The organism is Pseudomonas sp. GNP013, from assembly GCF_054343995.1.
The window spans coordinates 1018307-1044041 of the sequence record NZ_JBTGUT010000001.1 but is presented as its reverse complement, the minus strand read 5'-3'; the positions used below and the strand labels follow the sequence as shown (position 1 = coordinate 1044041).

The following is a 25735-nucleotide window of genomic DNA, read 5'->3' as shown; positions in this document are numbered from 1 at the left end:
TTACGGGTTCAATCGCCGATTTTTACCGCTTGTTACACGCTCAATATAGAGTTCAATGTCGGCTCAGGGAAGCAATAAACGATGCCAATGTCTGCTGTTCTCGAAAACACCGCCAAAACCAAAACACCCAAACAGTGGTTGCCCGGCTTGGTCACCAGTGTGATGTTTCTTATCGTGTGCCTGAGTTGGGGGACCACGTGGCTGGGTATCAAGATCGCGGTGGAAAGCGTGCCACCGCTAACGTCCGCCGGCCTGCGCTTTCTGATCGCATTCCCGCTGTTCCTGTGTTTTGCCAGGGTGCGCCGCGAGCCGATCCTGTTTCCTCGGGAGAGCCGCTGGTTTTTCGTATTCGTGACACTGTCCTACTTCAGTATTCCGTATTACCTGCTCAACTACGGCGAGATGCATGTCTCGTCGGGCCTCACCGCCCTGCTGTTCAGCTGCATGCCGGTGTTCATCCTGATTTTTTCCGCGCTGTTTTTGCGCGAGCGCATCTACTTTTCCCAAGTGGTCGGCATTGGAATCGGTTTCGGCAGTCTCTACATGATCATCCGCAGCCAGGGCCTGCACCTGGACCACGCCGAGTTCTTCGGGGTGCTGGCGATCCTCGGCGCCGCGATCATGCATGCGTTGTGCTATGTGATTACCAAGCAAAAAGGCAGCGCCATCAGCGTGATCACCTACAACACCCTGCCCATCGGGATTGCCGGCCTGATGCTGTTCGTGGCCGGCTTGTGGTTTGAAACGCCGACGTTCGAAGACATTACCCTGCGCTCCTGGAGCGCGCTGTTCTACCTGGGGCTGGTGGCATCGGTGGGCGGTTTCATCGTGTACTTCATGCTGCTCAAGCGCCTGAGCCCGATCATCCTGTCGTTCGTGTTCATTATCTTCCCGGTGTTCGCGGTGATCATCGGCGCCTGGTACGAGGGCGTGGCGCTGTCCCGTGACCTGATGCTCTACTCGGCAGTCCTGCTGGCCGGTTTTGCGATCACCAAGCTGCCCATCGAAAAATTCCTGGCCAAGAAAAATTGAGCCGCCCACCACGACGCGAGAGCAACATGGATGTCCTTCGTCCCACCGCCCTGGAACAAATCTACGCCCACGCCGGCCGCTGCTACCCCGAAGAGTGCTGCGGTTTCGTCTTCGCCGATGGCAGCGTGTACCCGGGCTGCAATATCCAGAACGAACTGCACCGCAAAAACCCCGAGATGTACCCACGCAGCGCGGCCAATGGCTACACCTTTGCCGTGGCCGACACCCTGCTGCTGAACAAGGCGTTGCGCAGCGATAACCCGGTGGTGGTGATCTACCACTCGCACCCGGATGTCGGCGCCTATTTCAGCGATGAAGACCAGGACAAGGCGCTGTTCATGGGCGAACCGATCCACCCGGTCAGTTATCTGGTGGTCGACGTCCGTCAGGGCCAGGCCCAGGGTTCCAAGCTGTTTGCCTGGGATGGCAAGCATTTCGCCCTCACCCCTTTCAACGACCTGCATGCGGAGCTGTCCATGAACGCTGTCTCTTTCCCCGACATTCTGGTTCGCGTGGCCAAGTTGCCGGAGTCGACCCTCGAGGGCGCCGGATCGACATTGCGCGAGGTCATGGAAAACCTGTGCAGCCGCCACCCGCAGCTGCGCGCACACTTGTTTCACGAGAACAACAACCAGCTCAAGGAACATTTTCTGTTCACCGCCGAAGAAGCCTTGATCGACGCCGACGAGCCACTGCCGGAAAAAGCCCATATCGATGTGCTGCTCGCCACTTCCGGCGGCATGGACGTCGACGCGCTGAGCAATGAAGAAGTGCAACGCTACGTGCGGCACATCACCCTGCCCGGCGTCGGTCGCGAAGGCCAGTTGAAGCTGAAAAAGGCCAGGGTGCTGATCATCGGCACGGGAGGCCTGGGCTCGCCCATCAGCCTGTACCTGGCCGCCGCCGGCGTCGGCACCCTGGGCCTGGTGGATTTTGATGTGGTGGAAAGCAGCAACCTGCAACGCCAGATCGTTCACGGCAACAGCAGCCTGGGCATGTCCAAGGTCGAATCCGCCAAACAGCGCCTGCAGGACCTCAACAGCCATATCCGGATCAACACCCACGACACCGCCTTCAATGCCGATAACGCCCTCGAGCTGGTCGGCGCCTACGACCTGGTGATCGACGGCACCGACAATTTCGACACGCGCTATCGGGTCAACGACGCCTGCGTACAGCTGGACAAGCCGCTGGTGTACGGCGCCATCTACCGCTTCGACGGGCAGATCAGCGTGTTCAACTACCAGGGCGGGCCGTGCTATCGCTGCCTGTTTCCCAGCCCACCGCCAGCCGAACTGGCGCCCAACTGCAGCGCCGGCGGGGTGATCGGCGTGCTGCCGGGGGTGGTCGGGATGATCCAGGCCACCGAGGCGATCAAGCTGCTGATCGGCATTGGCGAGCCGTTGTCCGGGCGCCTGATGCGCTTCGATGCCCTAGCGATGAAATTCACTGAGGTGCGCTTCAAGCGCCGCGCCAATTGCCCGTGCTGCTCCGCCCAGCGCCACAGCCACACCGTCGCCCCGGCAGTTTGCGCCGACGCCGTGGCGCCCCAGCCGTGCCTCGCCGAGGAGCGCTACATCAAGCCGCACGTCCTCAAGCAAGTGCTGGAACACCCGAACAGCGCCGATGTGCTGGTGGATGTGCGCGATGCCAGCGAACTGGAGGTGTGCAAGCTGCCGGGCGTGGTGCACATTCCCCTCGACGAGCTGGATTCGCAGCTCGGCCGCCTGAGCCGCGACAACACCCATTACCTGATCTGCTACGCCGGCACCCGCGCCGAGCAGGCGGCGAGCACCCTGCTGGCCGCCGGTTTTGCCAACACCAGGGTGCTGCAGGGCGGCATGAAGCATTGGGTGCGCGACGTCGAACCCGACATGCCGTTGTATTGAGCGGGGGGCAGAGCGATGTTGCATAACTCGATTATCGACGCCATCGGCCACACGCCGACTGTGCGCCTGGCGCAGTTTTCCGAAGACCTCGGCATCGAGGTCTACGCCAAGCTCGAATCCCTCAACCCCGGTGGCAGCCACAAGGCGCGCATCGCCCTGGGCATGATCCTCGACGCCGAACGCCGTGGTGTGCTGATCCGTGATTCCGGGCAAACCCTGATCGAACCCAGCGGCGGCAATACCGGCATCGGCCTGGTGATGGCCGCCAATGTGCTGGGCTACAAAGTGGTGCTGGTGATTCCCGACAACTACAGCCCGGAAAAACAGAAACTGCTGCGCCTCTACGGCGCCAGGGTGGTGTTGTCGGACAGCCGCCTGGGCAACAACTCCCACGGCGAGAAATGCATGGAGTTGCAGTTGGAAAACCCCAACTACGTGATGCTTAACCAGCAACGCAACGGCGCCAACCCGCAGACCCATCGCGACACCACCGCGCCGGAGATCCTGCGCGACTTCGGTGAGCTGCGTGCGGACTATTTCGTCAGCGGCATCGGCACCGGCGGCCATATCACCGGCATCGGCGAAACCCTCAAGGCCGCCTGGCCGGGCCTGCGCGTGATGGGCGTGGAGCCCGAAGAATGCGACCTGCTCAAGGACCGGCATGCGCCGCACGACATTCAGGGCCTGTCGATCGGCCTGATCCCGAGCATCCTCAACCTGGACGTGATCGACGGCATGCTCAAGGTCTCGCACCGGGCGTGCGTCGACATGATCAAGCGCATCATGCGCACCGACGCCATCAGCCTGGGCCTGTCCTCGGCCGCCAATATGGTCGCCATCGCCCAACTCGCCCCCGAACTGCCGCCTGAAACGGTGGTGCTGACCCTGGTCTACGACAATGCCGACAGCTACCTGCCCAACTTCGAGTAACCGGCCTTCCAACTATCCAGACTGCGGAGGTGGCTCCATGGGGGGCTTTATCGACATGCAACTGCTGCACGATGAGCTGCTCACGCACCTCATCAAGACGCTCACGCCGGCGCAGATGAAGCAGCTGGAACCGCACCTGGCGCCATTGATCCAGGACGCGGCGCAGGCGGTGGCCGAAGACCTGATCGCCTACGCCAGCCGCGACCCGGCTTCACGCGGGCGCGGCGAGTTGATCCTGGAGTCCTACGCCTCGTTCAAGGCGGTGCTGTACTACCGGCTCGCGCACCGTGTGTGGAATTTCCCGGACCAGACGGATGAGGCGTTTGCGCACATCGCCTCGCAGTTGAGCAACCAGGGCAAGATGCTCTCCGGCGCCGACATTCACCCGGCGGCACGCATCGGCCGGCGGTTTGTGCTCGACCACGGCTACGGCACGGTGATCGGCGAAACCTGCGAAATCGGCAACGACTGCTACATCCTCTGTGGCGTGACACTTGGCGCGCGCGGCATCGCCAACAACCCCGACGGCAAGCGCCACCCGCGCCTGGGCAATAACGTCGAGATCGGCTCCGGCGCACGGGTGCTGGGCTACGTGCTGATTGGCGACAATGTGTTTATCAGCCCGGCCTGCGTGATCACTCAGGACGTGCCGGCGGGCACCAAGGTCAAGGTGGTCAACCAGATCCAGATGCAGAAGAACGATGCGTCCGAGCACAGCACCTACCTCGGCGCATTCGCCCTCGAGGAGCGCTTGCATGTGGTCGGTGAAATCACCGCCGGGCACAAGGTCACGGTGCTGGACGCCGACTTTCATCCGTTGCCGGGGCTGATGCTGGAGCCCACGATGAAGGAGCGCCACCACCTGCAATTTCGCCTGCATCGCACCGAACCGAACAACCCGCTGCCGCGCCTGCCGCTGAACCTGAAAGTCTGCGGGCCGGAGTTTGAAATCACCCTGCTGTCCCCGCCGGGCTTGAGTGCGATGGTGCGCTCGGTGTTGCAGGCCAGCCCATTGATCGTCGGAGGTTGAACATGTCTGTGCACTCCATGGAAACCCTGGCGCTGTTCGACAGCGCGCCCTACCAGAACACGTTCAGCGCCCGGGTAAGGGCCGTCGGCGAACACGGCATCGCCCTGGAGCACACGCTGTTCTACCCCACCGGCGGCGGACAACCGGGCGATACCGGCCACTTCATTCTGACCGATGGCACGCGCGTCGACGTGATCGGCACCGTGCGCGACCCGGTATCGCGCGCGATCATCTGGCACCAGGTGCACCAGTGTCCCGCGCAGTTGATCGCCGGCGTCCAGGTGGAGGCGGAAATTGACTGGGATCGGCGCTACTTGCACATGAAGATGCACACCTGCCTGCACCTGCTGTGCTCGATCATCGATGCGCCGGTGACCGGCTGCAGCATCAGCGCAGACAAGGGCCGCCTGGATTTCGACCTGCCGGAAATGACCCTGGACAAGGACAGCATCACCCGCGACCTGAACGCACTGATCGAACAGGCCCACGAGGTAAAAACGCTGTCGATGCCTGCGTCGGAATACGCCACGCTGCTGCAGATCACCCGTACCCAGGCAGTCGCGCCGCCGGTGATTCAGGGCTCGGTGCGGGTGATCGACATCGCCGGCGTGGATATCCAGCCGTGCGGCGGCACCCATGTGGCCAACACCGACGAGATCGGCCGGGTGTTCTGCGAGAAAATCGAGAAGAAGAGCAAGCACAACCGTCGGGTGATACTGCGGTTCGAATGAATATCGGTACTGACGCCGCCAAGTGCAGGAGGTAACTCCTATACCGGCGGGCGGGGTGCTGGAGCCTATTTCTTTTGTTGAATGACTTGCTGACTCAAGCTGTCAACTTTCAGCTGAAGTTGTGCAATGAATTGCTCGTAAGCCTGTGCCGCGTTATCAAGGTGGGTGTTGAGCTGCTCGTTTTGTCTCTTCAGTTCTTCGATGGTGCGGGCCTCAGACGTTGCTGGCTGAGTGGCCGGAAGCGTTTCTTCGCTTTGCCTGGCGGCGGGTACTTTAGGCTGCATGCTGTCCGACTCAGTGGTCATGTCGCTATCCGCCGGCATGGTCGGAGTATCGCTGGGGGAGGCACCCGTGCCGCTGATCTTTTGAAACAAGCCATCAATTTGTTGACTCAGTCCCATCAGCAATTCCGCGAGCTTCCTGAGTGCCTCATCGACCTTCTGGTAAAACTGATCGGTTTGGCTGCTCAGTGCTCCGAGACCAAGAGTCTGCGGCGACTGCGTTTGCGGTGACTCTTGCATGGGTGTCTGTTGCACGGGAGTCGAATCTTGAGTCTGAGCGAGGTTCTGCCCCTCGACTGCGGCATTCCTGACTTGGCTACCGTTATCAAAAGGGGTTTGCCGAGTGGCTTTTTCCGGGTGTTCAAGTTGCTGGGTCAGGTCGGCAATCTGTTGCTGAAGTCCTTTTATCATCGACTCAAACCTGGCGACCAATGCGCTGAATTTCTCATTGAGCGCTTGGTTTTGCAGGGTCAGTTTCGTCACCTGGCCTGGTTCAGCGGCTTTCACCTGCTCGGTGTTGACCAGTGCACTGTGACCCGAAAATTGGCCGCGCTGCTGGGCCGTCATGGCGCTACGGGGCGGCGTCGAGTCCTGGGGAGCAGCCAAATATTCAGCGGCCTCAGCGCTGTGCTCACGACGGATGGGCGCCGGATTGGGGGACATTTCGTAGCCGACGGTATAAGGCGTTTGTGACTGAGTATTTACGCTGGTCATAGGTACCTTCCAAGATTCAGGTAGTGGGTGTTCACAAGGCCTGCTCGAGCAAGTCTTATGGCTACCTGATTGGTGTTTATCCCGGAAGAAGTTCCGTACTGTTCAGGAGTCGTAAGTAGCAACCTGTTTCGAGTAAAAAACAGGCTGCTCAAGGCAACGAAGATCAAATGTGGGAGCTGGCTTGCCCGCGAAGGCGGTAGTCCAGCAACCATTGATGTTGGCTGACCCGGCGCGTTCGCGGGCAAGCCGCTCCCACAGGGGGAGTCGGCAGTTTTCGGGACGAAATTGGCTCTAGAACGCGTCGCCAGGGATGCGCACGAAGCCCTCCATCAGCACCCGCGCACTGCGGCTCATGATGGCTTTTTTGACCACCCACTCACCGTTCACCTGGCTGGCCTCGGCGCCCACGCGCAGGGTGCCGGAGGGGTGCCCGAAGCGCACCGCGCTGCGCTCCACGCCACCTGCCGCCAGGTTGACCAGGGTTCCGGGAATCGCCGCCGCGGTGCCAATCGCCACTGCCGCCGTGCCCATCATGGCGTGGTGCAACTTGCCCATGGACAGCGCGCGCACCAGCAGGTCCACGTCGGCGGCCTTGATCGACTTGCCGCTGGACGCCACATAATCCGCAGGCGTCGCCACGAACGCGACTTTCGGCGTGTGCTGGCGCTGGGCGGCTTCGTCCAGGTGGCTGATCAGGCCCATGCGCAACGCGCCGTGGGCGCGCACGGTCTCGAACATCGCCAGGGCCTTGGGGTCGCCGTTGATCGCACCTTGCAGTTCGGTGCCGGTATAGCCGAGGTCTGCGGCGTCGATGAAAATCGTCGGGATGCCGGCGTTGATCAGTGTCGCCTTGAAGGTCCCCACGCCGGGCACTTGCAGCTCGTCGACCAGGTTGCCGGTGGGGAACATAGCACCACCACCGCCCTCCTCTTCCGCCGCCGGGTCGATGAACTCCAGTTGCACTTCGGCGGCCGGGAAGGTCACGCCGTCCAGTTCAAAGTCGCCGGTTTCCTGCACCGCGCCGTCGGTGATCGGCACGTGGGCGATGATGGTCTTGCCGATATTGGCCTGCCACACGCGCACGACGGCGACGCCGTTGTGCGGTATGCGCGCGGCATCGACCAGCCCGGCGCTGATGGCGAACGCACCGACCGCCGCCGACAGGTTGCCGCAATTGCCGCTCCAGTCGACGAAGGGTTTGTCGATGGCGACCTGGCCAAACAGGTAGTCCACGTCATGCTCGGCGCGGCTGCTCCTGGACAGGATCACGGTTTTGCTGGTGCTGGACGTCGCACCGCCCATGCCATCGATCTGCTTGTCATAGGGGTCGGGGCTGCCGATCACTCGCAACAGCAGGGCATCGCGTGCGGCGCCGGGCACCTGCGCCGCAACGGGCAAGTCCTGGAGACTGAAAAAAACACCCTTGCTGGTACCGCCACGCATGTAGGTGGCGGGGATTCTGATTTGCGCTGCATGTGCCATGGTCAGTCCCTCAGGCGGTTGCCGCCGATGCCAGGAAGTCCTGGGCAAAACGCTGCAACACGCCGCCCGCCTCGTAGATCGATACTTCTTCGGCGGTGTCCAGACGGCAAGTCACCGGCACGTCGACACGTTCGCCATTTTTACGATTGATCACCAGGGTCAACTGCGCACCCGGAGTGCGCGCGCCAAGCACGTCATAGGTTTCACTGCCGTCGATCTGCAGGGTGTGACGGTCGGTGCCCGGCAGAAACTCCAGCGGCAGCACGCCCATGCCCACCAGGTTGGTGCGGTGGATGCGTTCGAAGCCTTCGGCGGCAATCGCTTCCACCCCGGCCAGGCGCACGCCTTTGGCCGCCCAGTCGCGGGATGAGCCCTGACCGTAGTCGGCGCCGGCGATGATGATCAGCGGCTGCTTGCGCTGCATGTAGGTTTCGATGGCTTCCCACATGCGCGTGACCTGGCCCTCGGGCTCGATGCGCGCCAGTGAGCCCTGCTTGACCTTGCCGTTTTCCACCACCATTTCATTGAACAGTTTCGGGTTGGCGAAGGTGGCGCGCTGGGCGGTCAAGTGGTCGCCCCGATGGGTCGCGTAAGAGTTGAAGTCGACTTCCGGCAGGCCCATTTTTGCCAGGTATTCGCCGGCGGCGCTGTCGAGCATGATGGCGTTGGACGGCGACAGGTGATCGGTGGTGATGTTGTCCGGCAGCACCGCCAGCGGGCGCATGCCCTTGAGCGGCCGCGCCCCGGCCAGCGCGCCTTCCCAATACGGCGGACGGCGAATATAGGTGCTTTGCGGGCGCCAGTCGTACAGTGGCGCCACCTTGGGGCCGGTGTCTTCGTGAATCGCGAACATCGGGATATACACCGCGCGGAACTGCTCCGGCTTGACCGAGGCCTTGACCACCGCATCGATCTCTTCGTCGCTGGGCCAGAGGTCCTGCAGGCGGATTTCATTGCCCTGCGCGTCGAGCCCAAGCACATCCTTTTCGATGTCGAAACGGATGGTGCCGGCAATCGCGTAGGCCACCACCAGCGGTGGCGAAGCCAGGAATGCCTGTTTCGCGTACGGGTGAATCCGCCCGTCGAAGTTGCGGTTGCCCGACAACACAGCGGTGGCGTACAGGTCGCGGTCGATGATTTCCTGCTGGATCACCGGGTCCAGCGCGCCCGACATGCCATTGCAGGTGGTGCAGGCAAAGGCCACCACGCCAAAGCCGAGTTTTTCCAGTTCGTCAGCCAAACCGGCTTCTTCCAGGTACATCGCCACCGTCTTCGAGCCCGGCGCCAGCGACGACTTGACCCACGGCTTGCGCGTCAACCCCAGCCTGTTGGCGTTGCGCGCCAGGAGGCCGGCGGCGATGACGTTGCGCGGGTTGCTGGTGTTGGTGCAACTGGTGATGGCGGCGATGATCACCGCGCCGTCGGGCATCTGCCCTGGTACTTCGTCCCACTGGCCGCTGATGCCTTTGGAGGCCAGGTCACGGGTGGCTACACGGGCGTGAGGATTGCTCGGGCCGGCCATGTTGCGCACCACGCTGGACAGATCGAACGTAAGGCCGCGCTCGTATTGCGCGCCTTTCAGGTCATCGGCCCACAGGCCGGTGTGGCGGGCGTACTGTTCGACCAGGGCGACCTGTTCGTCTTCACGGCCGGTGAGTTTGAGGTAGGCGATGGTCTGCGGATCGATGTAAAACATCGCTGCCGTGGCGCCGTATTCCGGGGCCATGTTGGAGATGGTCGCGCGGTCGCCCAGGGTGAGCCTGGAAGCGCCCTCACCGAAGAACTCCAGCCATGCACCGACCACTTTTTGCTTGCGCAGAAACTCGGTCAGCGCCAGCACCATGTCGGTGGCAGTGATGCCCGGCAACAGCTTGCCGGTCAGCTCGACGCCGATGATTTCCGGCAGGCGCATCCACGACGCGCGGCCCAGCATCACGCTCTCGGCTTCGAGGCCACCGACGCCGATGGCGATCACGCCCAAGGCGTCCACATGCGGGGTGTGGCTGTCGGTGCCGACGCAGGTATCCGGGAAGGCCACGCCGTCGCGCACCTGGATCACCGGGGACATTTTCTCCAGGTTGATCTGGTGCATGATGCCGTTGCCCGGCGGGATCACGTCGACGTTCTTGAAGGCTTTTTTGCTCCACTCGATAAAGTGGAAGCGGTCTTCGTTGCGGCGATCTTCGATGGCGCGGTTTTTCTCGAACGCGTCCGGGTCGGCACCGCCGGCTTCGACGGCCAGGGAATGATCGACGATCAACTGCGTCGGCACCACCGGGTTGACCTGTGCCGGGTCGCCGCCTTGCAGGGCGATGGCGTCACGCAGGCCGGCGAGGTCGACCAGCGCGGTCTGGCCGAGGATGTCATGGCACACCACGCGGGCCGGAAACCATGGGAAGTCGAGATCGCGCTTGCGCTCGATCAACTGGCGCAGGGACGCATCGAGGGTGGCCGGATCGCAGCGGCGCACCAGGTTTTCGGCCAGTACGCGGGAGGTGTAGGGCAAGGTGGCGTAGGCGCCGGGGGTGATGGCTTCGACGGCCGCGCGGGTGTCGAAGTAATCCAGCCGGCTACCGGGGAGCGGTTTGCGAAATTCAGTGTTCATCGTCAGAACTCGGTCACGGTGATTGCAAAGGAAGCCGGAGCTCGAACTGGAACGCGATCCCATGTGGGAGGGGGCTTGCCCCCTCCCACATGGGATCCGATTGCCAATTCGGGATCGACGGTCTTCAGCGACGTTCGATTGCCACGAACTTGCGCTGCTCGACGCCGGTGTACTCGGCGCTTGGACGGATGATGCGGTTGTTGGCGCGCTGTTCGAACACATGGGCCGCCCAGCCGGTGAGGCGTGAGCAGACAAAGATCGGGGTGAACAGCTTGGTCGGGATGCCCATGAAGTGATATGCCGAGGCGTGGTAGAAGTCGGCGTTGGGGAACAGTTTTTTCTGTTCCCACATGGTTTTGTCGATGGCTTCGGAAACCGGGAACAGCACGGTATCGCCCACTTCGTCAGCCAGCTTTTTCGCCCAGCCCTTGATCACTTCATTGCGCGGGTCGCTGTCTTTGTAGATCGCGTGACCAAAGCCCATGATCTTGTCCTTGCGCGCCAGCATGCCGAGGGTGCCCTCCACCGCTTCTGCGGCCGAGCCGAAACGCTCGATCATTTCCATCGCCGCTTCGTTGGCGCCGCCGTGCAGCGGGCCACGCAGCGAGCCGATGGCTGCGGTGACGCAGGAATACAGGTCGGACAAGGTCGAGGCACACACCCGCGCGGTGAAGGTGGAGGCGTTGAATTCGTGCTCGGCGTAGAGGATCAGCGACACGTTCATCACTTTGACGTGCAGGTCGCTGGGCTTCCTGCCATGCAGCAGGTGCAGGAAGTGGCCGCCGATGCTCGGTTCGTCGGTCACGCAATCGATGCGCTGGCCGTCGTGACTAAAGCGGTACCAGTAGCACATGATCGCCGGGAAGGCGGCGAGCAGGCGGTCGGTGACATCGTGCTGCGCACTGAAGTCTTTTTCCGGCTCGATATTGCCGAGGAACGAGCAGCCGGTGCGCATCACGTCCATCGGGTGGGCGTCGGCGGGGATGCGTTCGAGCACTTCCTTCAAGGCTTGCGGCAGGTCGCGCAACGTGCCGAGCTTTTTGCTGTAGTCCGCCAGTTGGGCCTGGGTCGGCAGCTCGCCGTACAGCAGCAGATAGGCAACTTCTTCAAACTGCGCGTCGGCGGCCAGTTCACGCACATCGTAGCCACGGTAGGTAAGACCGGCGCCGGCCTGGCCCACGGTGGACAGCGCAGTCTGCCCGGCCACCTGGCCACGCAGGCCGGCGCCACTCAATACTTTTGCTTCAGCCATGGTGTTTCTCCAATTTTGTCGTTGTTCAGGGAGCCACAAGGTTTATTTTTTGGCGGCGAACAGCGCGTCGAGCTTCTGTTCGAAGGTGTGGTAGTCGATACGGTCGTAAAGCTCCATGCGCGTCTGCATGGTGTCGATCACGTTCTGTTGGGTGCCGTCGCGACGGATCGCGGTGTAGACGTTCTCGGCGGCCTTGTTCATGGCGCGAAAGGCCGAAAGCGGGTACAGCACCAGGGAAACATCCGCAGATTTCAACTGTTCGGTGGTGTACAGCGGGGTCGAGCCGAATTCGGTGATGTTGGCCAGGATCGGCGCTTTGACGCGGGCAGCGAACAGTTTGTACATGTCCAGTTCAGTGATGGCTTCCGGGAACACCATATCGGCACCGGCCTCGATGCACGCGGCCGCGCGTTCCAGGGCAGACTCCAGCCCCTCGACGGCCAGGGCGTCGGTGCGCGCCATGATCACGAAGCTGTCATCGGTGCGCGCGTCCACGGCGGCCTTGATGCGGTCGACCATTTCCTGCTGGGACACGATTTCCTTGTTGGGACGATGGCCGCAGCGCTTGGCGCCGACCTGGTCCTCGATATGAATGGCTGCGGCGCCGAACTTGATCATCGACTTGACGGTGCGCGCCACGTTGAACGCCGAAGAGCCGAAACCGGTGTCCACGTCCACCAGCAGCGGCAGGTCGCACACGTCGGTGATGCGGCGCACATCGGTGAGCACGTCGTCCAGGCCGGTGATGCCCAGGTCCGGCACCCCCAGGGAGCCCGCTGCGACGCCGCCGCCCGACAGGTAGATCGCCTTGAAACCGGCGCGTTTGGCCAGCAGGGCGTGGTTGGCGTTGATCGCGCCGACCACCTGCAAGGGGTGCTCGCTGGCGACGGCGTCACGGAAACGCTGGCCCGGCGTACGCTTATTGTGGGAACTCATGACTCACCTCGTGATTGGGCGCAACCGTCGGGAAAGTGACGGGCAATGTTGCGTTTGGAAGCGCCGATATGGCGGCGCATCAGCAGTTCGGCCAGTTCACCGTCGCGCTCGGCAATCGCGTCGAGAATGCGGTGATGCTCGGCAAAGGCCTGGCGTGGACGATTGGGCGTGGCGGAAAACTGGATGCGGTACATGCGCACCAATTGATACAGCTCGCCGCAGAGCATTTGGGTCAGGGTGCGGTTACCGGCACCTTGAATTATCCGGTAATGAAAATCGAAGTCGCCTTCCTGCTGGTAGTAGCCCAGGCCGGCCTGAAACGCTTCGTCGCGCTCATGGGTGTGCAGCACCTGGCGCAGTTCTTCGATCTCGGCGTCGGTCATGCGCTCGGCGGCGAGGCGGCAGGCCATGCCTTCAAGGGACTCACGGATTTCATAGAGCTCGACCAGCTCGGCGTGGCTCAAGGACACCACTCTCGCGCCGACGTGAGGCACCCGCACCAGCAGGCGCTGGCCTTCAAGGCGGTGGATCGCTTCACGCAGCGGACCGCGACTGATGCCGTAGGTACGCGCCAGCTCCGGCTCGGAGATCTTGCTGCCGGGGGCAATCTCGCCCTTGACGATGGCGGCCTGGATACGCCGGAACACGTTCTCGGACATGGTCTGGGAATCGTCCTGCGCCGGCACCGGGGCTTGCAGCTGATCCAGCATATTGTCGACACCTTTAAAAGCAATGTGGCAAAAACTAGCCAATCACCCCCTATTAGTCAAAGAATAAATCCATATTGTCGACAATCGTCTAATAACCTCCGACGAGCTCCAAGCAGACATGGCCGCCTGCCAGCGCTGGCGCCAAAAAAGCATCATGTTAGAATGCCCGCCGCTTTTGCCTGACATCATTGGATGAAACGGCGCACGAGGGAGTTTGCGCAGCAATGCCAGTCGCCTTGAATCGAACATCGCACTGCACGCCTCAGGATCTATGAGACTCAAGCCCTTCCTTTTATTGATGTGCCTGCTGGCCGTACCGGGCTTTGGCGTCGCTGCCGAGAAGACCGTGTATGGCCTCAACGAATACGCGCAATTGGCCGGAATCGACCTCGAAGTGGCCGCCAAACTGGACACGGGCGCCAAGACCGCCTCCCTCAGCGCCCGCGATATCAAGCGCTTCAAGCGCAACGGCGAATCCTGGGTGCGCTTCTACCTGGCGATCGATACCGCCCATTCCCACCCCATCGAACGGCCCCTGGCCCGCGTCAGCAAGATCAAGCGCCGCGCCGGTGACTACGACCCCGATGAAGACAAGAACTACACCGCCCGTCCGGTGATTGCCCTGAATATCTGCATGGGCAGCGCTTTACGCAGCATAGAAGTGAACTTGACTGACCGAAGTGCCTTCCAATACCCGCTGTTGATCGGCTCCGAAGCGCTGAAGCGCTTTGATGCGCTGGTCGACCCCAGTCTTAAATACGCAGCGGGCAAGCCTGCCTGCGCCGCCGACGCTCATACCGCCGAGTAAACCGAATGCGCTCTCTGACCCTGCACCTGAAAATTCTCATCACCATCCTGGTGGTGCTGGGTATTTCGGTCACCTGCTACCAGATCTTCGTGCTGGGCATTCCTGTTACCGAGGATGCCACCGACGATCTGTGGAACATCGACGCCAAGGTCGAGTTTGTCGCCAATCCGAAAGACCCGGTGAAGATCCAGATGTTCGTGCCGCCCCTGAGCCGCGACTTCGTGAGCCTTAACGAGAGTTTTATCTCGAACAACTACGGGGTCAGCGTCAACCGCACCGATGGCAATCGCAAGGTCACCTGGTCGGCGCGCCGCGCCAAGGGCAACCAGACTCTGTATTACCGCCTGGTGCTGACCAAGCGTTACAGCGGTGAGAAGATCAAGGTCAAGGGCCCGACCTTCCGCGACAGCATCGCCGTGGAAGGCCCGGAAAAAATCGCCGCTGAAGCCCTGCTGGCGCCGATCCGTCAGCACTCGGCCGACGTCGAGACCTTCATCACCGAAGCGATCAAGCGCACCAACAACCTCAGCGACGACAACGTGAAACTGCTGCTGGCGGGCGACCCGTCCACCGCGCACAAGGCCAAGATCGTCGAGCTGCTGCTGTCCATCGCCCATGTGCCGGTGGAAAAGGTCCACACCATTCGCCTGGTCGCCGACCAGCCGCAAAGCCCGGAACTGTGGCTGCGCAGCTTCAACGGTAACGACTGGCTGTATTTCAACCCGGAAACCGGCGAACAGGGCCTGCCCGCCGACCGCCTGCTGTGGTGGACCGGCGATGAAAACCTGATCACCGTGGACGGTGGCAAGAAAGCCATGGTGACCTTCAGCCTGAACAACAGCGAGATGAACGCGATTCGCCTGGCCAAGCTGACGGACGAGAACACCGACGCCAACTTCCTTGAATACTCGCTGTACGGCCTGCCGCTGCAGACCCAGCAGACGTTCATGATCATGGTGATGATCCCGATTGGCGTGCTGGTGATCCTGATCCTGCGCAACCTGATCGGCCTGCAGACCCTGGGCACCTTCACGCCGGTGCTGATCGCCCTGGCGTTCCGCGAGACGCAGCTGGGCTTCGGGATTGTGCTGTTCACGATTATCACCGCGCTGGGACTGTCGTTGCGCTCCTACCTGGAACACCTGAAGCTGCAAATGCTGCCCAGGCTGTCGGTGGTGCTCACCTTCGTGGTGGTGCTGATCGCAGCCATCAGCCTGTTCAGCCACAAGCTGGGGCTGGAGCGCGGGCTGTCGGTGGCGCTGTTCCCGATGGTGATCCTGACCATGACCATCGAACGCCTGTCGATCACCTGGGAGGAACGCGGCGCCAACCACGCACTGAAAGTGGCGATCGGCACGCTGTTCGCGGCGTCGCTGGCGCATATCATCATGAGCGTGCCGGAGTTGATCTACTTCGTGTTCACCTTCCCGGCGATCCTGTTGATTCTGGTGGGCTTCATGCTGGCGATGGGTCGTTATCGCGGCTACCGCCTGACCGAACTGGTGCGTTTCAAGGCCTTCCTGAAGGCTGACCAGTAATGTTCGGTTTCTGGAAGACCTGGAAGGCCCTCGAAGCGCGCGGGATCATGGGCATCAACCGGCGCAACGCCGACTACGTGCTCAAGTACAACAAGCGCAGCCTGTATCCGCTGGTGGATGACAAGATCATCACCAAGGAGCGCGCGATGGCCGCCGGCCTGCATGTGCCGGAGATGTACGGGGTGATTTCCACCGAAAAAGGCATCGACAAGCTCGACGAGATCATCGGCGGGCGCAGTGACTTCGTGATCAAACCGGCCCAGGGCGCCGGCGGTGACGGCATCCTGGTGGTGGCAGACCGTTTTGAGGGGCGCTATCGCACAGTGTCGGGCAAGATCATCAGCCATGAAGAAATCGAACACCAGATTTCCAGCATCCTCACCGGCCTGTATTCCCTGGGCGGCCACCGCGACCGCGCGCTGATCGAATACCGCGTGGTGCCTGACCAGATCTTCAAGAGCATCAGCTACGAAGGCGTGCCGGACATCCGCATCATCGTGCTGATGGGCTACCCGGTGATGGCCATGCTGCGCCTGCCGACCCGTCAGTCCGGCGGCAAGGCCAACCTGCACCAGGGTGCAATCGGCGTGGGCGTGGACCTGGCCACCGGCCTGACCCTGCGCGGCACCTGGCTGAACAGCATCATCACCAAGCACCCCGACACCACCAACGCCGTGGACGGCGTGCAGTTGCCCAATTGGGACGGTTTCATGAAGCTCGCGGCCGGCTGCTATGAGCTGTGCGGGCTGGGCTACATCGGTGTGGACATGGTGCTGGATCAGGAGAAAGGCCCGCTGATCCTGGAGCTGAATGCGCGGCCGGGATTGAACATCCAGATCGCCAACGATTGCGGTTTGACCCTGCGCACCCATGCCGTGGAAGCGCGGCTGGAAACCCTGAAAGCCGATGGCGTGACGGAAACGCCGGAAGAACGGGTGAGGTTTGTGCAGGAGATGTTCGGGCATATTCCGCCCGTGGAAGGCTGACCGCCAACACAATGTGGGAGGAGGCTTGCTCCCGATCGCATTGTGTCAGTCGGTTCATCTGTCACTGATCCGCCGCCCTCTCGAGCAAGCCCCTCCCACACTGAACGGGTCGTCTGCGGGCAATTGCCTCTAGGAGCAAATCCTACGCCGGACTACAATCCCCTCCCCCGCGCCTTGGCTGATCCACCCCGCATGTCGACCTGCTCCGTTTACCCGTTGCCCTACCAGGCAAATCCCGCCCAGTACTTTGCGGCGATCCGCCATGCACCCGGCGCGGTGCTGCTGGACAGCGGCCGGCCGACAGCCGAGCGCGGGCGATATGACCTCCTGAGCGCCTGGCCGCAGGCCACCCTCACGGTATCGCCGGATGAAAGCGGCAGCGATTTCCTGCAACGCTTGCGCAAAAACCTTACCCGGTTAGGTGAAGCGAACGTGCCCGACGGTTATGAATTACCGTTTGCCGGCGGGCTGATCGGCTATTTGAGCTATGACTTCGGCCGCCATCTGGAGCAGATGCCGCAGTTGGCCGCGGACGACCTGCACCTGCCGGACGCACGCCTGGGCCTGTATGCCTGGGCGCTGGTCAGTGATCACCTGGTGCAGACCAGCCAACTGGTGTTTCACCCGACTCTGGCAGAGAGCGAACGGCAACGCCTGATTGCCGTATTCAGTCAGCCGGTCGTGGCCTCAACCGCCAGTTTCAAGCTGCGTGGCCCCATGGCAGCGGACCTCAGTGCCGAGGCCTATCAGCACGCCATCGCGCGCATCCACAGCTATATCCAGGCCGGCGACTGCTACCAGGTCAACTTCGCACAGCGCTTTCGCGCGCCCTGCCTGGGCGATCCCTGGGCGGCCTATTGCGCCCTGCGCGAGGCGTGCCCGACGCCGTTCTCCGGCTTCCAGAGCCTGCCGGATAATGGCGCGGTGCTGAGCCTGTCACCGGAACGCTTTGTCAAAATCAGCCAACGCCAGGTCGAAACCCGGCCGATCAAAGGCACCCGGCCGCGCGGCCTTACGCCCGAGGAAGATGCCGCAAACGCCGCCGAACTGCTGGCCAGCCCTAAGGATCGTGCCGAAAACCTGATGATTGTCGACCTGCTGCGCAACGACCTCGGCCGCAGTTGCCGCACCGGGTCGGTGAAGGTGCCGGAACTGTTCAGCCTCGAAAGCTACCCCAACGTGCACCACCTGGTGAGCAGCGTGACCGGCGAGTTGGCAAGCGACAAGGACGCCCTCGACCTGATCGCGGGCAGCTTCCCCGGCGGCTCCATCACCGGCGCACCGAAGATCCGCGCAATGCAGATCATCGACGAGCTGGAGCCCACTCGACGCGGTTTGTACTGCGGCTCGCTGGTGTACCTGGACGTACGTGGCGAGATGGACAGCTCGATCGCCATTCGTAGCCTGCTGGTCAAGGACGACCAGGTGTGCTGCTGGGGTGGCGGCGGGATTGTGGCCGACTCGCAGTGGGAGGCGGAGTACCAGGAGTCGATGACGAAGGTACGGGTTTTGTTACAGACGCTGGAAAATCTGTAGTCCCCCCGGCAATCCGGCCTCTGACCTCACGAAGCGCGAAGCACGAAAAAGCCTGAATCAGTACGCGGATGGACGACCTGCCGGCACGCCTATAGCGTCGACGGCTACTGCCTATACGCGCCGGTGAAGGATCACATATGCGACTGCTTACTCGTGAGAATTTGTTTCCGGAGTTGCATCTCCACCTGCCCATGCCTAACATCTCCCAAATCGGGAGGTCTGCACGATGCGAATAATCGCGTTATCAACCTTGCGACGGTTCTGGGAAAGCCACCCAAACCATGCCGACGCGAGGACGCCTTTGGTCGAACTGTATCGGTACATGGAGAACGCTACCTACCCGACACCACAGGCACTGAAGGCAACCCTCAGAACAGCGAGCATTCTCAAGGCCGGCAGGGTCGTCTTCAACGTAGGCGGCAACAAATATCGAGTCATCATGGCCATCGATTATCAGCGCCAGCTTGGGTTCATACGTTTTGTAGGCACTCACGCGCAATACGATCAAATCAACGCGGAGACCGTGTAATGAACATTAAACCCATTCATTCCTCTGAAGACCTGACCGCCGCGCTCGCGCGGGTGGAACAGCTATGGGGAGCGCAGATCGGCTCACCCGAGGGCGACGAACTGGAAATTCTTGCCGTGCTCATCGAGAAGTACGAAGCGGAACATTTCCCCATGCCGGCGTCGGATCCAGTGGAAGCGATCAAATTTCGCATGGAGCAAATGGGCCTGACGGCCCGCGACCTGGAGCCCTTTATCGGCACCAGCGGGCGGGTCTCGGAAGTATTGAATCATAAGCGCAAGTTGAGCCTGGCCATGATCAAGCGCCTGCACGATGGCCTGAGCATTCCTTATGAGCGGCTGCTGGCAGGCGTTTGAGCAGAACGGGCTTCACATCAGGACCGCCGAATGCCCGCAGCCAGTTGGCGGGCCCGATGGCTCAAGCGCAGCGCCGCACCCCGGGGCTGATTTTGATACCATCGCTCCCCTATAGAGCGCTCAGCGCCACTGACCTGTAGGAACCGTCCTGATGAACCAAGCCTTCGACGTCGTTGAACTCGCCACGACCTATGCCAACAAGTCTGCCCAGGACATTCTCAAGCTGGCTTTCAGCCAGTTCGGTGATGACCTGTGGATTTCCTTCAGCGGTGCCGAAGACGTGGTGCTGGTGGACATGGCCTGGAAGCTGAACAAGAACGTCAAGGTGTTCAGCCTCGACACCGGCCGCCTGCACCCGGAGACCTACCGGTTTATCGAGCAGGTACGCGATTTCTACAAAATCGACATCGAACTGATCTCGCCGGACCAGAGCAAACTGGAACCCTTCGTCAAGGAAAAGGGCCTGTTCAGCTTCTACCGCGACGGCCATGGCGAGTGCTGCGGCATACGCAAGATCGAACCGCTGCGCCGCAAATTGTCCGGCGTCAGCGCCTGGGCTACCGGCCAGCGCCGCGACCAGAGCCCCGGCACGCGCAGCCAGGTGGCCGCACTGGAAATCGACACGGCCTTTTCCACCCCGGAACGCACCCTGTACAAGTTCAACCCACTGGCGCAGATGACCAGTGAGGAAATCTGGGGCTATATCCGCATGCTGGAGCTGCCGTACAACAGCCTGCATGAGCGCGGATTTATCAGCATTGGCTGCGAGCCGTGCACGCGCCCGGTGTTGCCGAATCAGCATGAGCGCGAAGGTCGCTGGTGGTGGGAAGAGGCAACGCAGAAGGAATGCGGGCTGCATGCCGGGAATATCATCAGCAAGGCTTGAGGCGACGTCTGTCACTCATCAAGGAGGTTTCATGCGCATCCTCGTGGTCAACGTCAACACCACCGAATCCATCACCGACGCCATCGCCCAGCAGGCGCGGACCGTGGCCTCTCCGGGCACGGAGATCGTCGGACTCACCCCGTACTTTGGCGCCGAGTCGGTAGAAGGCAACTTCGAAAGCTACCTGGCGGCCATTGCGGTGATGGACCGGGTGATGGCCTACGACCAGCCGTTCGATGCGGTGATCCAGTCCGGCTATGGCGAGCATGGCCGCGAGGGGCTGCAGGAATTGTTGAACGTGCCGGTGGTGGACATCACCGAAGCGGCCGCCAGCACGGCGATGTTCCTGGGCCATGCGTATTCGGTGGTGACCACCCTGGACCGCACCGTGCCGCTGATTGAAGACCGGCTGAAACTCGCCGGCTTGTATCAGCGTTGTGCGTCGGTGCGTGCCAGTGGCATGGCGGTGCTGGAACTGGAAGAGGATCCGCTGGCCGCCATGGAGGCCATCGTGCGCCAGGCGCAATTGGCGATTGCCGAAGACAAGGCCGAAGTCATCTGCCTGGGCTGTGGCGGCATGGCGGGCCTGGACGAACAGATCCGCCAGCGCACCGGCGTGCCGGTGGTGGACGGCGTGACGGCGGCGGTGACGATTGCCGAGGGCCTTGTGCGCCTGGGCTTGTCGACGTCAAAGGTACGCACCTACGCGACGCCAAGGCCGAAGAAAATCATCGGCTGGCCGGGCACGTTCAGCCGCTGAAGAACGACGGTGCCTGTTCAGGGCAGAGGCGGCAGGCCGTAGGCAGCCAGGTCGAAGTCCGCCAGCTTGCGGATGATCTGGTCGGCATGCTGGTATTTGCTGTCGGCCATGGCTTCATCGGGCACCGCAATGGCCGTCATCTGCGCAGCTTTGGCGGCCGTGACGCCGAACGGCGAATCTTCGAACACCAGGCAATCCTGCGGCGCCACACCCAGGCGGCGGGCGGCAGTGAGAAAGATGTCCGGCGCGGGCTTGGCGGCACCGACTTCCGGGTCGTCAGCCGTGACGATGGTGTCGAACAGGCCAAACCATTCGCGGTGCAAGGTGGTCTTGTGGCCAAACGAGTTTCGCGACGAACTGGTGCCCACGGCAATCGGAATGTCATGCGCCTTCAAATGCCGCACCAACGCCTCGGCGCCGGGCATGCCCAAAGCCTTGGGAAAACGCTCGCTCATCAGCGGCTCGCGGATCTCCAGGAACTCGGCCGGAGTGATCGGCAGGTCCAGCGCCTTGACGACGTAATCCGCCAGATCCTGTGAACCGCGCCCGATGATGTGCTGCTTGATCCCCCAGTCATAGGTGCGGCCATAGCGCTCAGCGATGATCTGCGTGACTTCGGTGTAGATGCCTTCAGTGTCCAGCAGCAAACCGTCCATATCGAAAATCACGGCCTTGATCGGGACAGCGGTACGCGGTGCACTCATCGGAGAAGGATCCTGGGGACTGACTGGAGGGATGCAGCACAATAGCGGCCACGCTTGCCTGCAAGCAACCCTTTAGACTGTTAGGTTCTCCCCTTACAGAGTGATCCACGATGCTCTACCGTCTGGCCGCCGATGGCCTCGTGCTGTTCCACCTGTGTTTCATCCTGTTCGCGCTGTTCGGCGGGCTGCTCGCCTTGAAATGGCGACCGATCCTCTGGTTGCACCTGCCGGCAGCCGCGTGGGGCGTTGTTGTCGAGGTGCTTCATCTGCCCTGCCCGCTGACCCGCTGGGAAAACCTGTTTCGCCACCTGGCCGGGCAGGACGGCTACGGCGGGGGCTTTGTCGAGCGTTACATCCTCACGCTGATTTACCCGGCCGGGCTGACGCCGCAGATTCAACTGGGCCTGGGTGCCTTGGTACTACTGGTCAATATCGCGGTGTATGGGCGAATTTTCCGACGTTACGGACAGGCTTGAGACAGCCTCGCCAGTGAAGAATCAGACTCCCTCAGTTCGTTTGTAGCCGCCCCCCATGTCAGAAGCTTTCGAAGTCCCCAGCCCCCACGAAAAGCACATCGAACACACCACAGAACATGCCCACGGCCGCGGAGACAGGTTCGCCAGCCGCATCGCCGTGATGACCGCGCTGATGGCCACCCTCGGCGCCATGCTCAGCTATCAGGCCGGCTCCACCGAGAGCGAAGCCGCGATGGACAAGAACAACGCCGCCATCTTCAAGACCGAAGCGGCCAACCAGTGGAATTACTACCAGGCCAAATCCAGCCGCCAGAATCTGGCCGAACTGGCCACGCACATCCCCGGTGTCGACGTCGCCCACTACAGCGACGAAATCCAGCGCTATAAAGGCCAGAAGGAGGAAGTACGCAAGCAGGCGGAAAAACTTGAAGCCACCTCCAGGGAATGGAATGACAAGTCCGAGGAGGCCCTGCACCAGCACCACCGCTGGGCACAGGCGATGACCGCGATCCAGATCGCGATTTCGTTGGCGGCGATTACCTTGCTCACGCGCAAGGAATGGCTCAAGCGCCTGTCGTATACCGCCGGCGGCGTGGCCGTGATACTCGGCAGCCTGGCCTGGTTGCATCTCTGATTGAAGGCGTGACGCGCTTTGTGGCGAGCGAGCTTGCCCTAATGCCGTTCAGTTAAGCGCAGACTCCCTGTGGCGAGCAGGCTTGTCCTGCGCTGGGCTGCGCAGCAGCCCCAAAGCCAGGCGCTGAGCCGTATCAGGTACACCGCGTTTTGCTCGATTGGGGGCGCTTCGCACCCCAACGCGGGGCAAGCCCGCTCGCCACAGAAACCCAGGAAATTTCCCACGACGGATTTCAATCCGGCCTTCACGCCATTAGAGTGTCGCGCCTTCGAGAATTGAATCTCGATATTCAGCCCATGGAGTTACCCGTGAAGTACGCCCGTCAAGCAGTTGCAGCAGCCGTTCTCGGTTTCACCCTCGCCGGCTGCACCGGCACCGCCATCAAATCCCCGCAATACGACAGCAGCCAGTACACCGTACTGGGCCACAGCGAAGCCAGCGCCACCGGCATCATGCTGTTCGGCATCATCCCGATCGGCCAGAACAGCCGCTTCGTGCGTGCACAGACCGCCGCCATCCAGGCCAAAGGCGGTGATGCGCTGATCAATACACAAATTCAGGAGAAGTGGTTCTGGGCGTGGGTATTGAGCGGCTATACCACGAAGATTTCGGGTGATGTGGTCAAGTTGAAGGCTGCGCAGTAAGCAGGAACCGTCAGAGTCATTACTCTGGCAAGCGACGTATCATGGGCCAGACCTCAGAGGACGGCCCATGGTTTTGCGAGCTGCCTGAACGCGCCTTTTCAAGGGCCAGAAACTACAAAACCCCTGATTTCTCTCGAAACCAGGGGTTTTGTTTACATCAAATTTGGCGGTGAAGGAGAGATTCGAACTCTCGATACAATTTCTTGTATACACACTTTCCAGGCGTGCTCCTTAAGCCACTCGGACACTTCACCGTATCTCGGCAAACCAGTTCAGTCTGTCGAGGCGCGCTAATGTAGTCGAAAGCCTTTCTGATGGCAAAGGTTTTTTTCAGAATTTTCATGCGGTTAGACCGCTCCGTCAGGACGTCCCCGACGGGGGCGGTGATTGTGTCATTCTCGGGCACTGGTGGCATGGCTCTGACTCGCCTTTCACACCCTGCTCCGGGCCGTCTGCCCTTGCAGGTGTGGGAAAAGCCTGACTGGGTAGTCAGTCACGGCGCTTTACCGAGGCGTGCGTGGTGGGTAACGTCTGCTGCATTCTTCTCTAACAAGTCCTGCAAGGAAACGCGTCATGAGTGAGTTGATTGCCTACCACTTCGAAGAAGGTATCGCGACCCTGACCTTGAGCAACGGCAAGGTGAATGCCATTTCTCCGGCGGTGGTCAGCGCTTTTAATGAGGCGCTGGATCAGGCCGAGAAGGATCGCGCGGTGGTGGTCATCACCGGGACGCCGGGCATTCTGTCGGGGGGTTATGATTTGAAGGTAATGACCGCAGGCCCCAAGGAGGCCATCGGCCTGGTAACTTCCGGTTCGACGCTGGCGCGGCGCCTGTTGTCGCATCCGTTCCCGGTGATTGTCGCGTGCCCCGGGCATGCGGTGGCCAAGGGCGCGTTCCTGCTGCTGTCGGCGGATTATCGGATCGGCGTGGAGGGCCCGTTCAGCATTGGCCTGAACGAAGTGGCGATCGGCATGACCATGCACCACGCCGGTATCGAGCTGGCGCGGGACCGTCTGCGCAAGTCGGCCTTTCACCGCTCGGTGATCAACGCCGAGATGTTTGACCCGCAAGGTGCGCTGCAAGCGGGTTTCCTCGACAAGGTGGTGGCTCCTGAGGAATTGCACGCGGCGGCCCTGGAAGCGGCGCGGCAGTTGAAAAAGATCAATATGACTGCGCACAAGCAGACCAAATTGAAGGTACGCAAGGCACTGCTGGAGGCACTGGATGAGGCAATCATCCAGGACCAGAGCCACGGCCTCAGTTAAGCCTCCTGCACAGCGCTCACCGAAGCCCGACCTCGTGTCGGGCTTTTTCTTACAAGAGAACCCGAAACTTTCCTAGCCGCTCTAGAAGGGGTTTGTCAGCGATCGTTGAAACATGTGCTTAAACATCGGCTATCTCCGACGTCCTTAGGGTCAATTGCCGAATACAGTGCACATCCGTACACTGCGCCACCTTTTGTCTCGATGGGCCGTGTCGATGCTGTTTCTGTTACGTATGTTGTTGATGGGTCTGCACTTCATGGTCGCCGGTGTGCTAGGCGTGCTGTTGGGTATTTGCCGGCCATTCAATCCGGACAACAGTCGCTTGTGTGCCCGCCTGTACGCAGTGCCGGCGATGTGGATCCTGCGCCTGAATGTAAAGGCGAACGTAGACTCGCTGCGTCAGAAACCGGGGCCCTGCGTGGTGATCGCCAATCATCAGTCCAACTACGACCTGTTTGTGCTGGGCACCGTGGTGCCCCACCGTACCGTGTGTATCGCCAAGAAGAGCCTGAAATGGGTGCCGCTGTTCGGCCAGCTGTTCTGGCTGGCGGGCAATGTGCTGATCGACCGGGGCAATGCGCACAAGGCGCGCCGGGCGATGCTCACCACCACGCGTACCCTGCAACATGAAGACACGTCGATCTGGGTGTTCCCGGAGGGCACGCGAAACCTGGGCAAGGGTTTATTGCCGTTCAAGAAAGGCGCCTTTCACATGGCGATTGCCGCGGGTGTGCCGGTGGTGCAGGTGTGCGTGAGCAATTACGTCACGCATATGCAACTCAATCACTGGAACAGTGGCGATGTACTCATACGGTCGTTGCCGCCGATTCCTACGATTGGTCTGACGACGGATGACATTCCGGCCTTGATGCAAGCATGTCAGACGCAGATGGATGAATGCATCGCGCAGATGGACCGTGACATTGCAGAGCACGCGCTCCTGAAGAACACCTGAACGACGTGAAATGTCATCGAGCAACAACGGAACGTCAATCAGACTAAGCTGCCCAACTCCTGTCC

Annotated in this window: 25 protein-coding genes and 1 tRNA gene; 18 read left to right on the top strand and 8 right to left on the bottom strand. The window is 61.5% G+C overall.

Features of this window, described 5'->3' with window-relative positions; all coding sequences use genetic code 11:
- The first annotated feature begins 138 nt into the window (after positions 1-138).
- From ACXX81_RS04840 to ACXX81_RS04820, 5 genes are read left to right on the top strand one after another with little or no spacing between them, the layout of a single operon-like run.
- On the top strand, positions 139-1032 hold the full coding sequence (locus tag ACXX81_RS04840; RefSeq protein ID WP_209990459.1) for a DMT family transporter: 894 nt from the start codon (positions 139-141) through the stop codon (positions 1030-1032).
- A gap of 26 nt (positions 1033-1058) precedes the next feature.
- Positions 1059-2921 (top strand): molybdopterin-synthase adenylyltransferase MoeB, encoded by a 1863-nt coding sequence (moeB, locus tag ACXX81_RS04835; protein WP_231421445.1) that lies wholly within the window; start codon positions 1059-1061, stop codon positions 2919-2921.
- A 15-nt stretch (positions 2922-2936) separates the two neighbouring features.
- Entirely contained in the window at positions 2937-3851 is a 915-nt protein-coding gene (locus ACXX81_RS04830) for a PLP-dependent cysteine synthase family protein (protein ID WP_231421444.1), read from the top strand.
- Between the two features lie 37 nt (positions 3852-3888).
- Positions 3889-4881 (top strand): serine O-acetyltransferase, encoded by a 993-nt coding sequence (locus tag ACXX81_RS04825; protein ID WP_209983776.1) that lies wholly within the window; start codon positions 3889-3891, stop codon positions 4879-4881.
- A 2-nt stretch (positions 4882-4883) separates the two neighbouring features.
- Entirely contained in the window at positions 4884-5612 is a 729-nt protein-coding gene (locus tag ACXX81_RS04820) for an alanyl-tRNA editing protein (protein WP_209983777.1), read from the top strand.
- Between the two features lie 65 nt (positions 5613-5677).
- On the opposite strand, the gene ACXX81_RS04815 is transcribed toward ACXX81_RS04820, so the two are convergent.
- The 6 genes from ACXX81_RS04815 to ACXX81_RS04790 form a co-directional block, all read right to left on the bottom strand.
- The gene (locus ACXX81_RS04815) at positions 5678-6607 is read right to left on the bottom strand and encodes a hypothetical protein (RefSeq protein WP_458571291.1); all 930 of its coding nucleotides are present in this window, start codon (positions 6605-6607) and stop codon (positions 5678-5680) included.
- A 291-nt stretch (positions 6608-6898) separates the two neighbouring features.
- Positions 6899-8089: a 2-methylaconitate cis-trans isomerase PrpF gene (prpF, locus tag ACXX81_RS04810; RefSeq protein WP_322214226.1), complete on the bottom strand. Its 1191-nt coding sequence runs from the start codon at positions 8087-8089 to the stop codon at positions 6899-6901.
- 10 nt (positions 8090-8099) lie between these two features.
- Positions 8100-10694 carry a Fe/S-dependent 2-methylisocitrate dehydratase AcnD gene (gene acnD / locus ACXX81_RS04805; protein WP_209983781.1) on the bottom strand — a complete coding sequence of 865 codons (2595 nt, stop codon included), beginning with the start codon at positions 10692-10694 and terminating at the stop codon, positions 8100-8102.
- A gap of 124 nt (positions 10695-10818) precedes the next feature.
- Positions 10819-11946, bottom strand: a complete 1128-nt coding sequence (prpC, locus tag ACXX81_RS04800; RefSeq protein WP_209983783.1) for a bifunctional 2-methylcitrate synthase/citrate synthase — start codon at positions 11944-11946, stop codon at positions 10819-10821.
- A 42-nt stretch (positions 11947-11988) separates the two neighbouring features.
- A complete protein-coding gene (gene prpB, locus ACXX81_RS04795; RefSeq protein WP_209983786.1) occupies positions 11989-12882 on the bottom strand; it encodes a methylisocitrate lyase in 894 nt (297 codons plus the stop codon).
- A complete protein-coding gene (locus ACXX81_RS04790; RefSeq protein ID WP_209983788.1) occupies positions 12879-13592 on the bottom strand; it encodes a GntR family transcriptional regulator in 714 nt (237 codons plus the stop codon). The genes prpB and ACXX81_RS04790 overlap by 4 nt, the downstream gene beginning before the upstream one ends.
- Positions 13593-13863: 271 nt before the next feature.
- Here ACXX81_RS04790 and rloA point away from each other — a divergent pair, with 271 nt between their 5' ends.
- From rloA to ACXX81_RS04750, 8 genes are all read left to right on the top strand, one after another.
- Positions 13864-14400, top strand: a complete 537-nt coding sequence (gene rloA / locus ACXX81_RS04785) for a retropepsin-like aspartic peptidase RloA (RefSeq protein WP_231421441.1) — start codon at positions 13864-13866, stop codon at positions 14398-14400.
- Positions 14401-14405: 5 nt separating this feature from the next.
- Positions 14406-15938, top strand: coding sequence for an osmotic stress tolerance membrane protein RloB (gene rloB, locus ACXX81_RS04780; protein WP_209983791.1), 1533 nt, complete (start codon positions 14406-14408; stop codon positions 15936-15938).
- The gene (locus ACXX81_RS04775) at positions 15938-16924 is read left to right on the top strand and encodes an alpha-L-glutamate ligase-like protein (protein WP_231421440.1); all 987 of its coding nucleotides are present in this window, start codon (positions 15938-15940) and stop codon (positions 16922-16924) included. The genes rloB and ACXX81_RS04775 overlap by 1 nt, the downstream gene beginning before the upstream one ends.
- A gap of 192 nt (positions 16925-17116) precedes the next feature.
- Complete coding sequence (pabB, locus tag ACXX81_RS04770) at positions 17117-18460, top strand: aminodeoxychorismate synthase component I (protein WP_209983795.1); 1344 nt, start codon at positions 17117-17119, stop codon at positions 18458-18460.
- 226 nt (positions 18461-18686) lie between these two features.
- Positions 18687-18989: a type II toxin-antitoxin system HigB family toxin gene (locus ACXX81_RS04765; protein ID WP_209983797.1), complete on the top strand. Its 303-nt coding sequence runs from the start codon at positions 18687-18689 to the stop codon at positions 18987-18989.
- On the top strand, positions 18989-19345 hold the full coding sequence (locus ACXX81_RS04760) for a helix-turn-helix domain-containing protein (RefSeq protein WP_209983800.1): 357 nt from the start codon (positions 18989-18991) through the stop codon (positions 19343-19345). Before ACXX81_RS04765 ends, ACXX81_RS04760 begins: the two co-directional genes overlap by 1 nt.
- A 151-nt stretch (positions 19346-19496) precedes the next feature.
- Complete coding sequence (locus ACXX81_RS04755; protein ID WP_057009232.1) at positions 19497-20231, top strand: phosphoadenylyl-sulfate reductase; 735 nt, start codon at positions 19497-19499, stop codon at positions 20229-20231.
- Between the two features lie 31 nt (positions 20232-20262).
- Positions 20263-20991, top strand: coding sequence for an aspartate/glutamate racemase family protein (locus ACXX81_RS04750; RefSeq protein WP_458571290.1), 729 nt, complete (start codon positions 20263-20265; stop codon positions 20989-20991).
- A gap of 17 nt (positions 20992-21008) precedes the next feature.
- On the opposite strand, the gene ACXX81_RS04745 is transcribed toward ACXX81_RS04750, so the two are convergent.
- On the bottom strand, positions 21009-21695 hold the full coding sequence (locus tag ACXX81_RS04745; protein WP_209983804.1) for an HAD-IA family hydrolase: 687 nt from the start codon (positions 21693-21695) through the stop codon (positions 21009-21011).
- A 110-nt stretch (positions 21696-21805) separates the two neighbouring features.
- On the opposite strand from ACXX81_RS04745, the gene ACXX81_RS04740 reads away from it, so the two are divergent.
- From ACXX81_RS04740 to ACXX81_RS04730, 3 genes are all read left to right on the top strand, one after another.
- Entirely contained in the window at positions 21806-22171 is a 366-nt protein-coding gene (locus tag ACXX81_RS04740) for a DUF2784 domain-containing protein (protein ID WP_209983806.1), read from the top strand.
- Positions 22172-22226: 55 nt separating this feature from the next.
- Positions 22227-22805, top strand: coding sequence for a DUF4337 domain-containing protein (locus ACXX81_RS04735; protein ID WP_209983808.1), 579 nt, complete (start codon positions 22227-22229; stop codon positions 22803-22805).
- A gap of 308 nt (positions 22806-23113) precedes the next feature.
- Positions 23114-23449, top strand: a complete 336-nt coding sequence (locus ACXX81_RS04730) for a hypothetical protein (protein WP_057009237.1) — start codon at positions 23114-23116, stop codon at positions 23447-23449.
- A 164-nt stretch (positions 23450-23613) separates the two neighbouring features.
- Here ACXX81_RS04730 and ACXX81_RS04725 read toward each other — a convergent pair.
- Positions 23614-23703: transfer RNA gene (locus ACXX81_RS04725), tRNA-Ser, on the bottom strand.
- A 319-nt stretch (positions 23704-24022) separates the two neighbouring features.
- On the opposite strand from ACXX81_RS04725, the gene ACXX81_RS04720 reads away from it, so the two are divergent.
- Positions 24023-24715, top strand: coding sequence for a crotonase/enoyl-CoA hydratase family protein (locus ACXX81_RS04720; protein WP_209983866.1), 693 nt, complete (start codon positions 24023-24025; stop codon positions 24713-24715).
- A 214-nt stretch (positions 24716-24929) separates the two neighbouring features.
- A complete protein-coding gene (locus tag ACXX81_RS04715; RefSeq protein WP_209983869.1) occupies positions 24930-25670 on the top strand; it encodes a lysophospholipid acyltransferase family protein in 741 nt (246 codons plus the stop codon).
- The last annotated feature ends 65 nt before the right edge of the window (positions 25671-25735 follow it).

What these genes read in the sequence shown, in the direction of transcription:
- moeB (WP_231421445.1), top strand. Translation starts at nt 1,059, where the DNA reads ATGGATGTCCTTCGTCCCACCGCCCTGGAACAAATCTACGCCCACGCC.
- ACXX81_RS04830 (WP_231421444.1), top strand. Translation starts at nt 2,937, where the DNA reads ATGTTGCATAACTCGATTATCGACGCCATCGGCCACACGCCGACTGTG.
- ACXX81_RS04825 (WP_209983776.1), top strand. Translation starts at nt 3,889, where the DNA reads ATGGGGGGCTTTATCGACATGCAACTGCTGCACGATGAGCTGCTCACG.
- ACXX81_RS04820 (WP_209983777.1), top strand. Translation starts at nt 4,884, where the DNA reads ATGTCTGTGCACTCCATGGAAACCCTGGCGCTGTTCGACAGCGCGCCC.
- ACXX81_RS04815 (WP_458571291.1), bottom strand. Translation starts at nt 6,607, where the DNA reads ATGACCAGCGTAAATACTCAGTCACAAACGCCTTATACCGTCGGCTAC.
- prpF (WP_322214226.1), bottom strand. Translation starts at nt 8,089, where the DNA reads ATGGCACATGCAGCGCAAATCAGAATCCCCGCCACCTACATGCGTGGC.
- acnD (WP_209983781.1), bottom strand. Translation starts at nt 10,694, where the DNA reads ATGAACACTGAATTTCGCAAACCGCTCCCCGGTAGCCGGCTGGATTAC.
- prpC (WP_209983783.1), bottom strand. Translation starts at nt 11,946, where the DNA reads ATGGCTGAAGCAAAAGTATTGAGTGGCGCCGGCCTGCGTGGCCAGGTG.
- prpB (WP_209983786.1), bottom strand. Translation starts at nt 12,882, where the DNA reads ATGAGTTCCCACAATAAGCGTACGCCGGGCCAGCGTTTCCGTGACGCC.
- ACXX81_RS04790 (WP_209983788.1), bottom strand. Translation starts at nt 13,592, where the DNA reads ATGCTGGATCAGCTGCAAGCCCCGGTGCCGGCGCAGGACGATTCCCAG.
- rloA (WP_231421441.1), top strand. Translation starts at nt 13,864, where the DNA reads ATGAGACTCAAGCCCTTCCTTTTATTGATGTGCCTGCTGGCCGTACCG.
- rloB (WP_209983791.1), top strand. Translation starts at nt 14,406, where the DNA reads ATGCGCTCTCTGACCCTGCACCTGAAAATTCTCATCACCATCCTGGTG.
- ACXX81_RS04775 (WP_231421440.1), top strand. Translation starts at nt 15,938, where the DNA reads ATGTTCGGTTTCTGGAAGACCTGGAAGGCCCTCGAAGCGCGCGGGATC.
- pabB (WP_209983795.1), top strand. Translation starts at nt 17,117, where the DNA reads ATGTCGACCTGCTCCGTTTACCCGTTGCCCTACCAGGCAAATCCCGCC.
- ACXX81_RS04765 (WP_209983797.1), top strand. Translation starts at nt 18,687, where the DNA reads ATGCGAATAATCGCGTTATCAACCTTGCGACGGTTCTGGGAAAGCCAC.
- ACXX81_RS04760 (WP_209983800.1), top strand. Translation starts at nt 18,989, where the DNA reads ATGAACATTAAACCCATTCATTCCTCTGAAGACCTGACCGCCGCGCTC.
- ACXX81_RS04755 (WP_057009232.1), top strand. Translation starts at nt 19,497, where the DNA reads ATGAACCAAGCCTTCGACGTCGTTGAACTCGCCACGACCTATGCCAAC.
- ACXX81_RS04750 (WP_458571290.1), top strand. Translation starts at nt 20,263, where the DNA reads ATGCGCATCCTCGTGGTCAACGTCAACACCACCGAATCCATCACCGAC.
- ACXX81_RS04745 (WP_209983804.1), bottom strand. Translation starts at nt 21,695, where the DNA reads ATGAGTGCACCGCGTACCGCTGTCCCGATCAAGGCCGTGATTTTCGAT.
- ACXX81_RS04740 (WP_209983806.1), top strand. Translation starts at nt 21,806, where the DNA reads ATGCTCTACCGTCTGGCCGCCGATGGCCTCGTGCTGTTCCACCTGTGT.
- ACXX81_RS04735 (WP_209983808.1), top strand. Translation starts at nt 22,227, where the DNA reads ATGTCAGAAGCTTTCGAAGTCCCCAGCCCCCACGAAAAGCACATCGAA.
- ACXX81_RS04720 (WP_209983866.1), top strand. Translation starts at nt 24,023, where the DNA reads ATGAGTGAGTTGATTGCCTACCACTTCGAAGAAGGTATCGCGACCCTG.
- ACXX81_RS04715 (WP_209983869.1), top strand. Translation starts at nt 24,930, where the DNA reads ATGCTGTTTCTGTTACGTATGTTGTTGATGGGTCTGCACTTCATGGTC.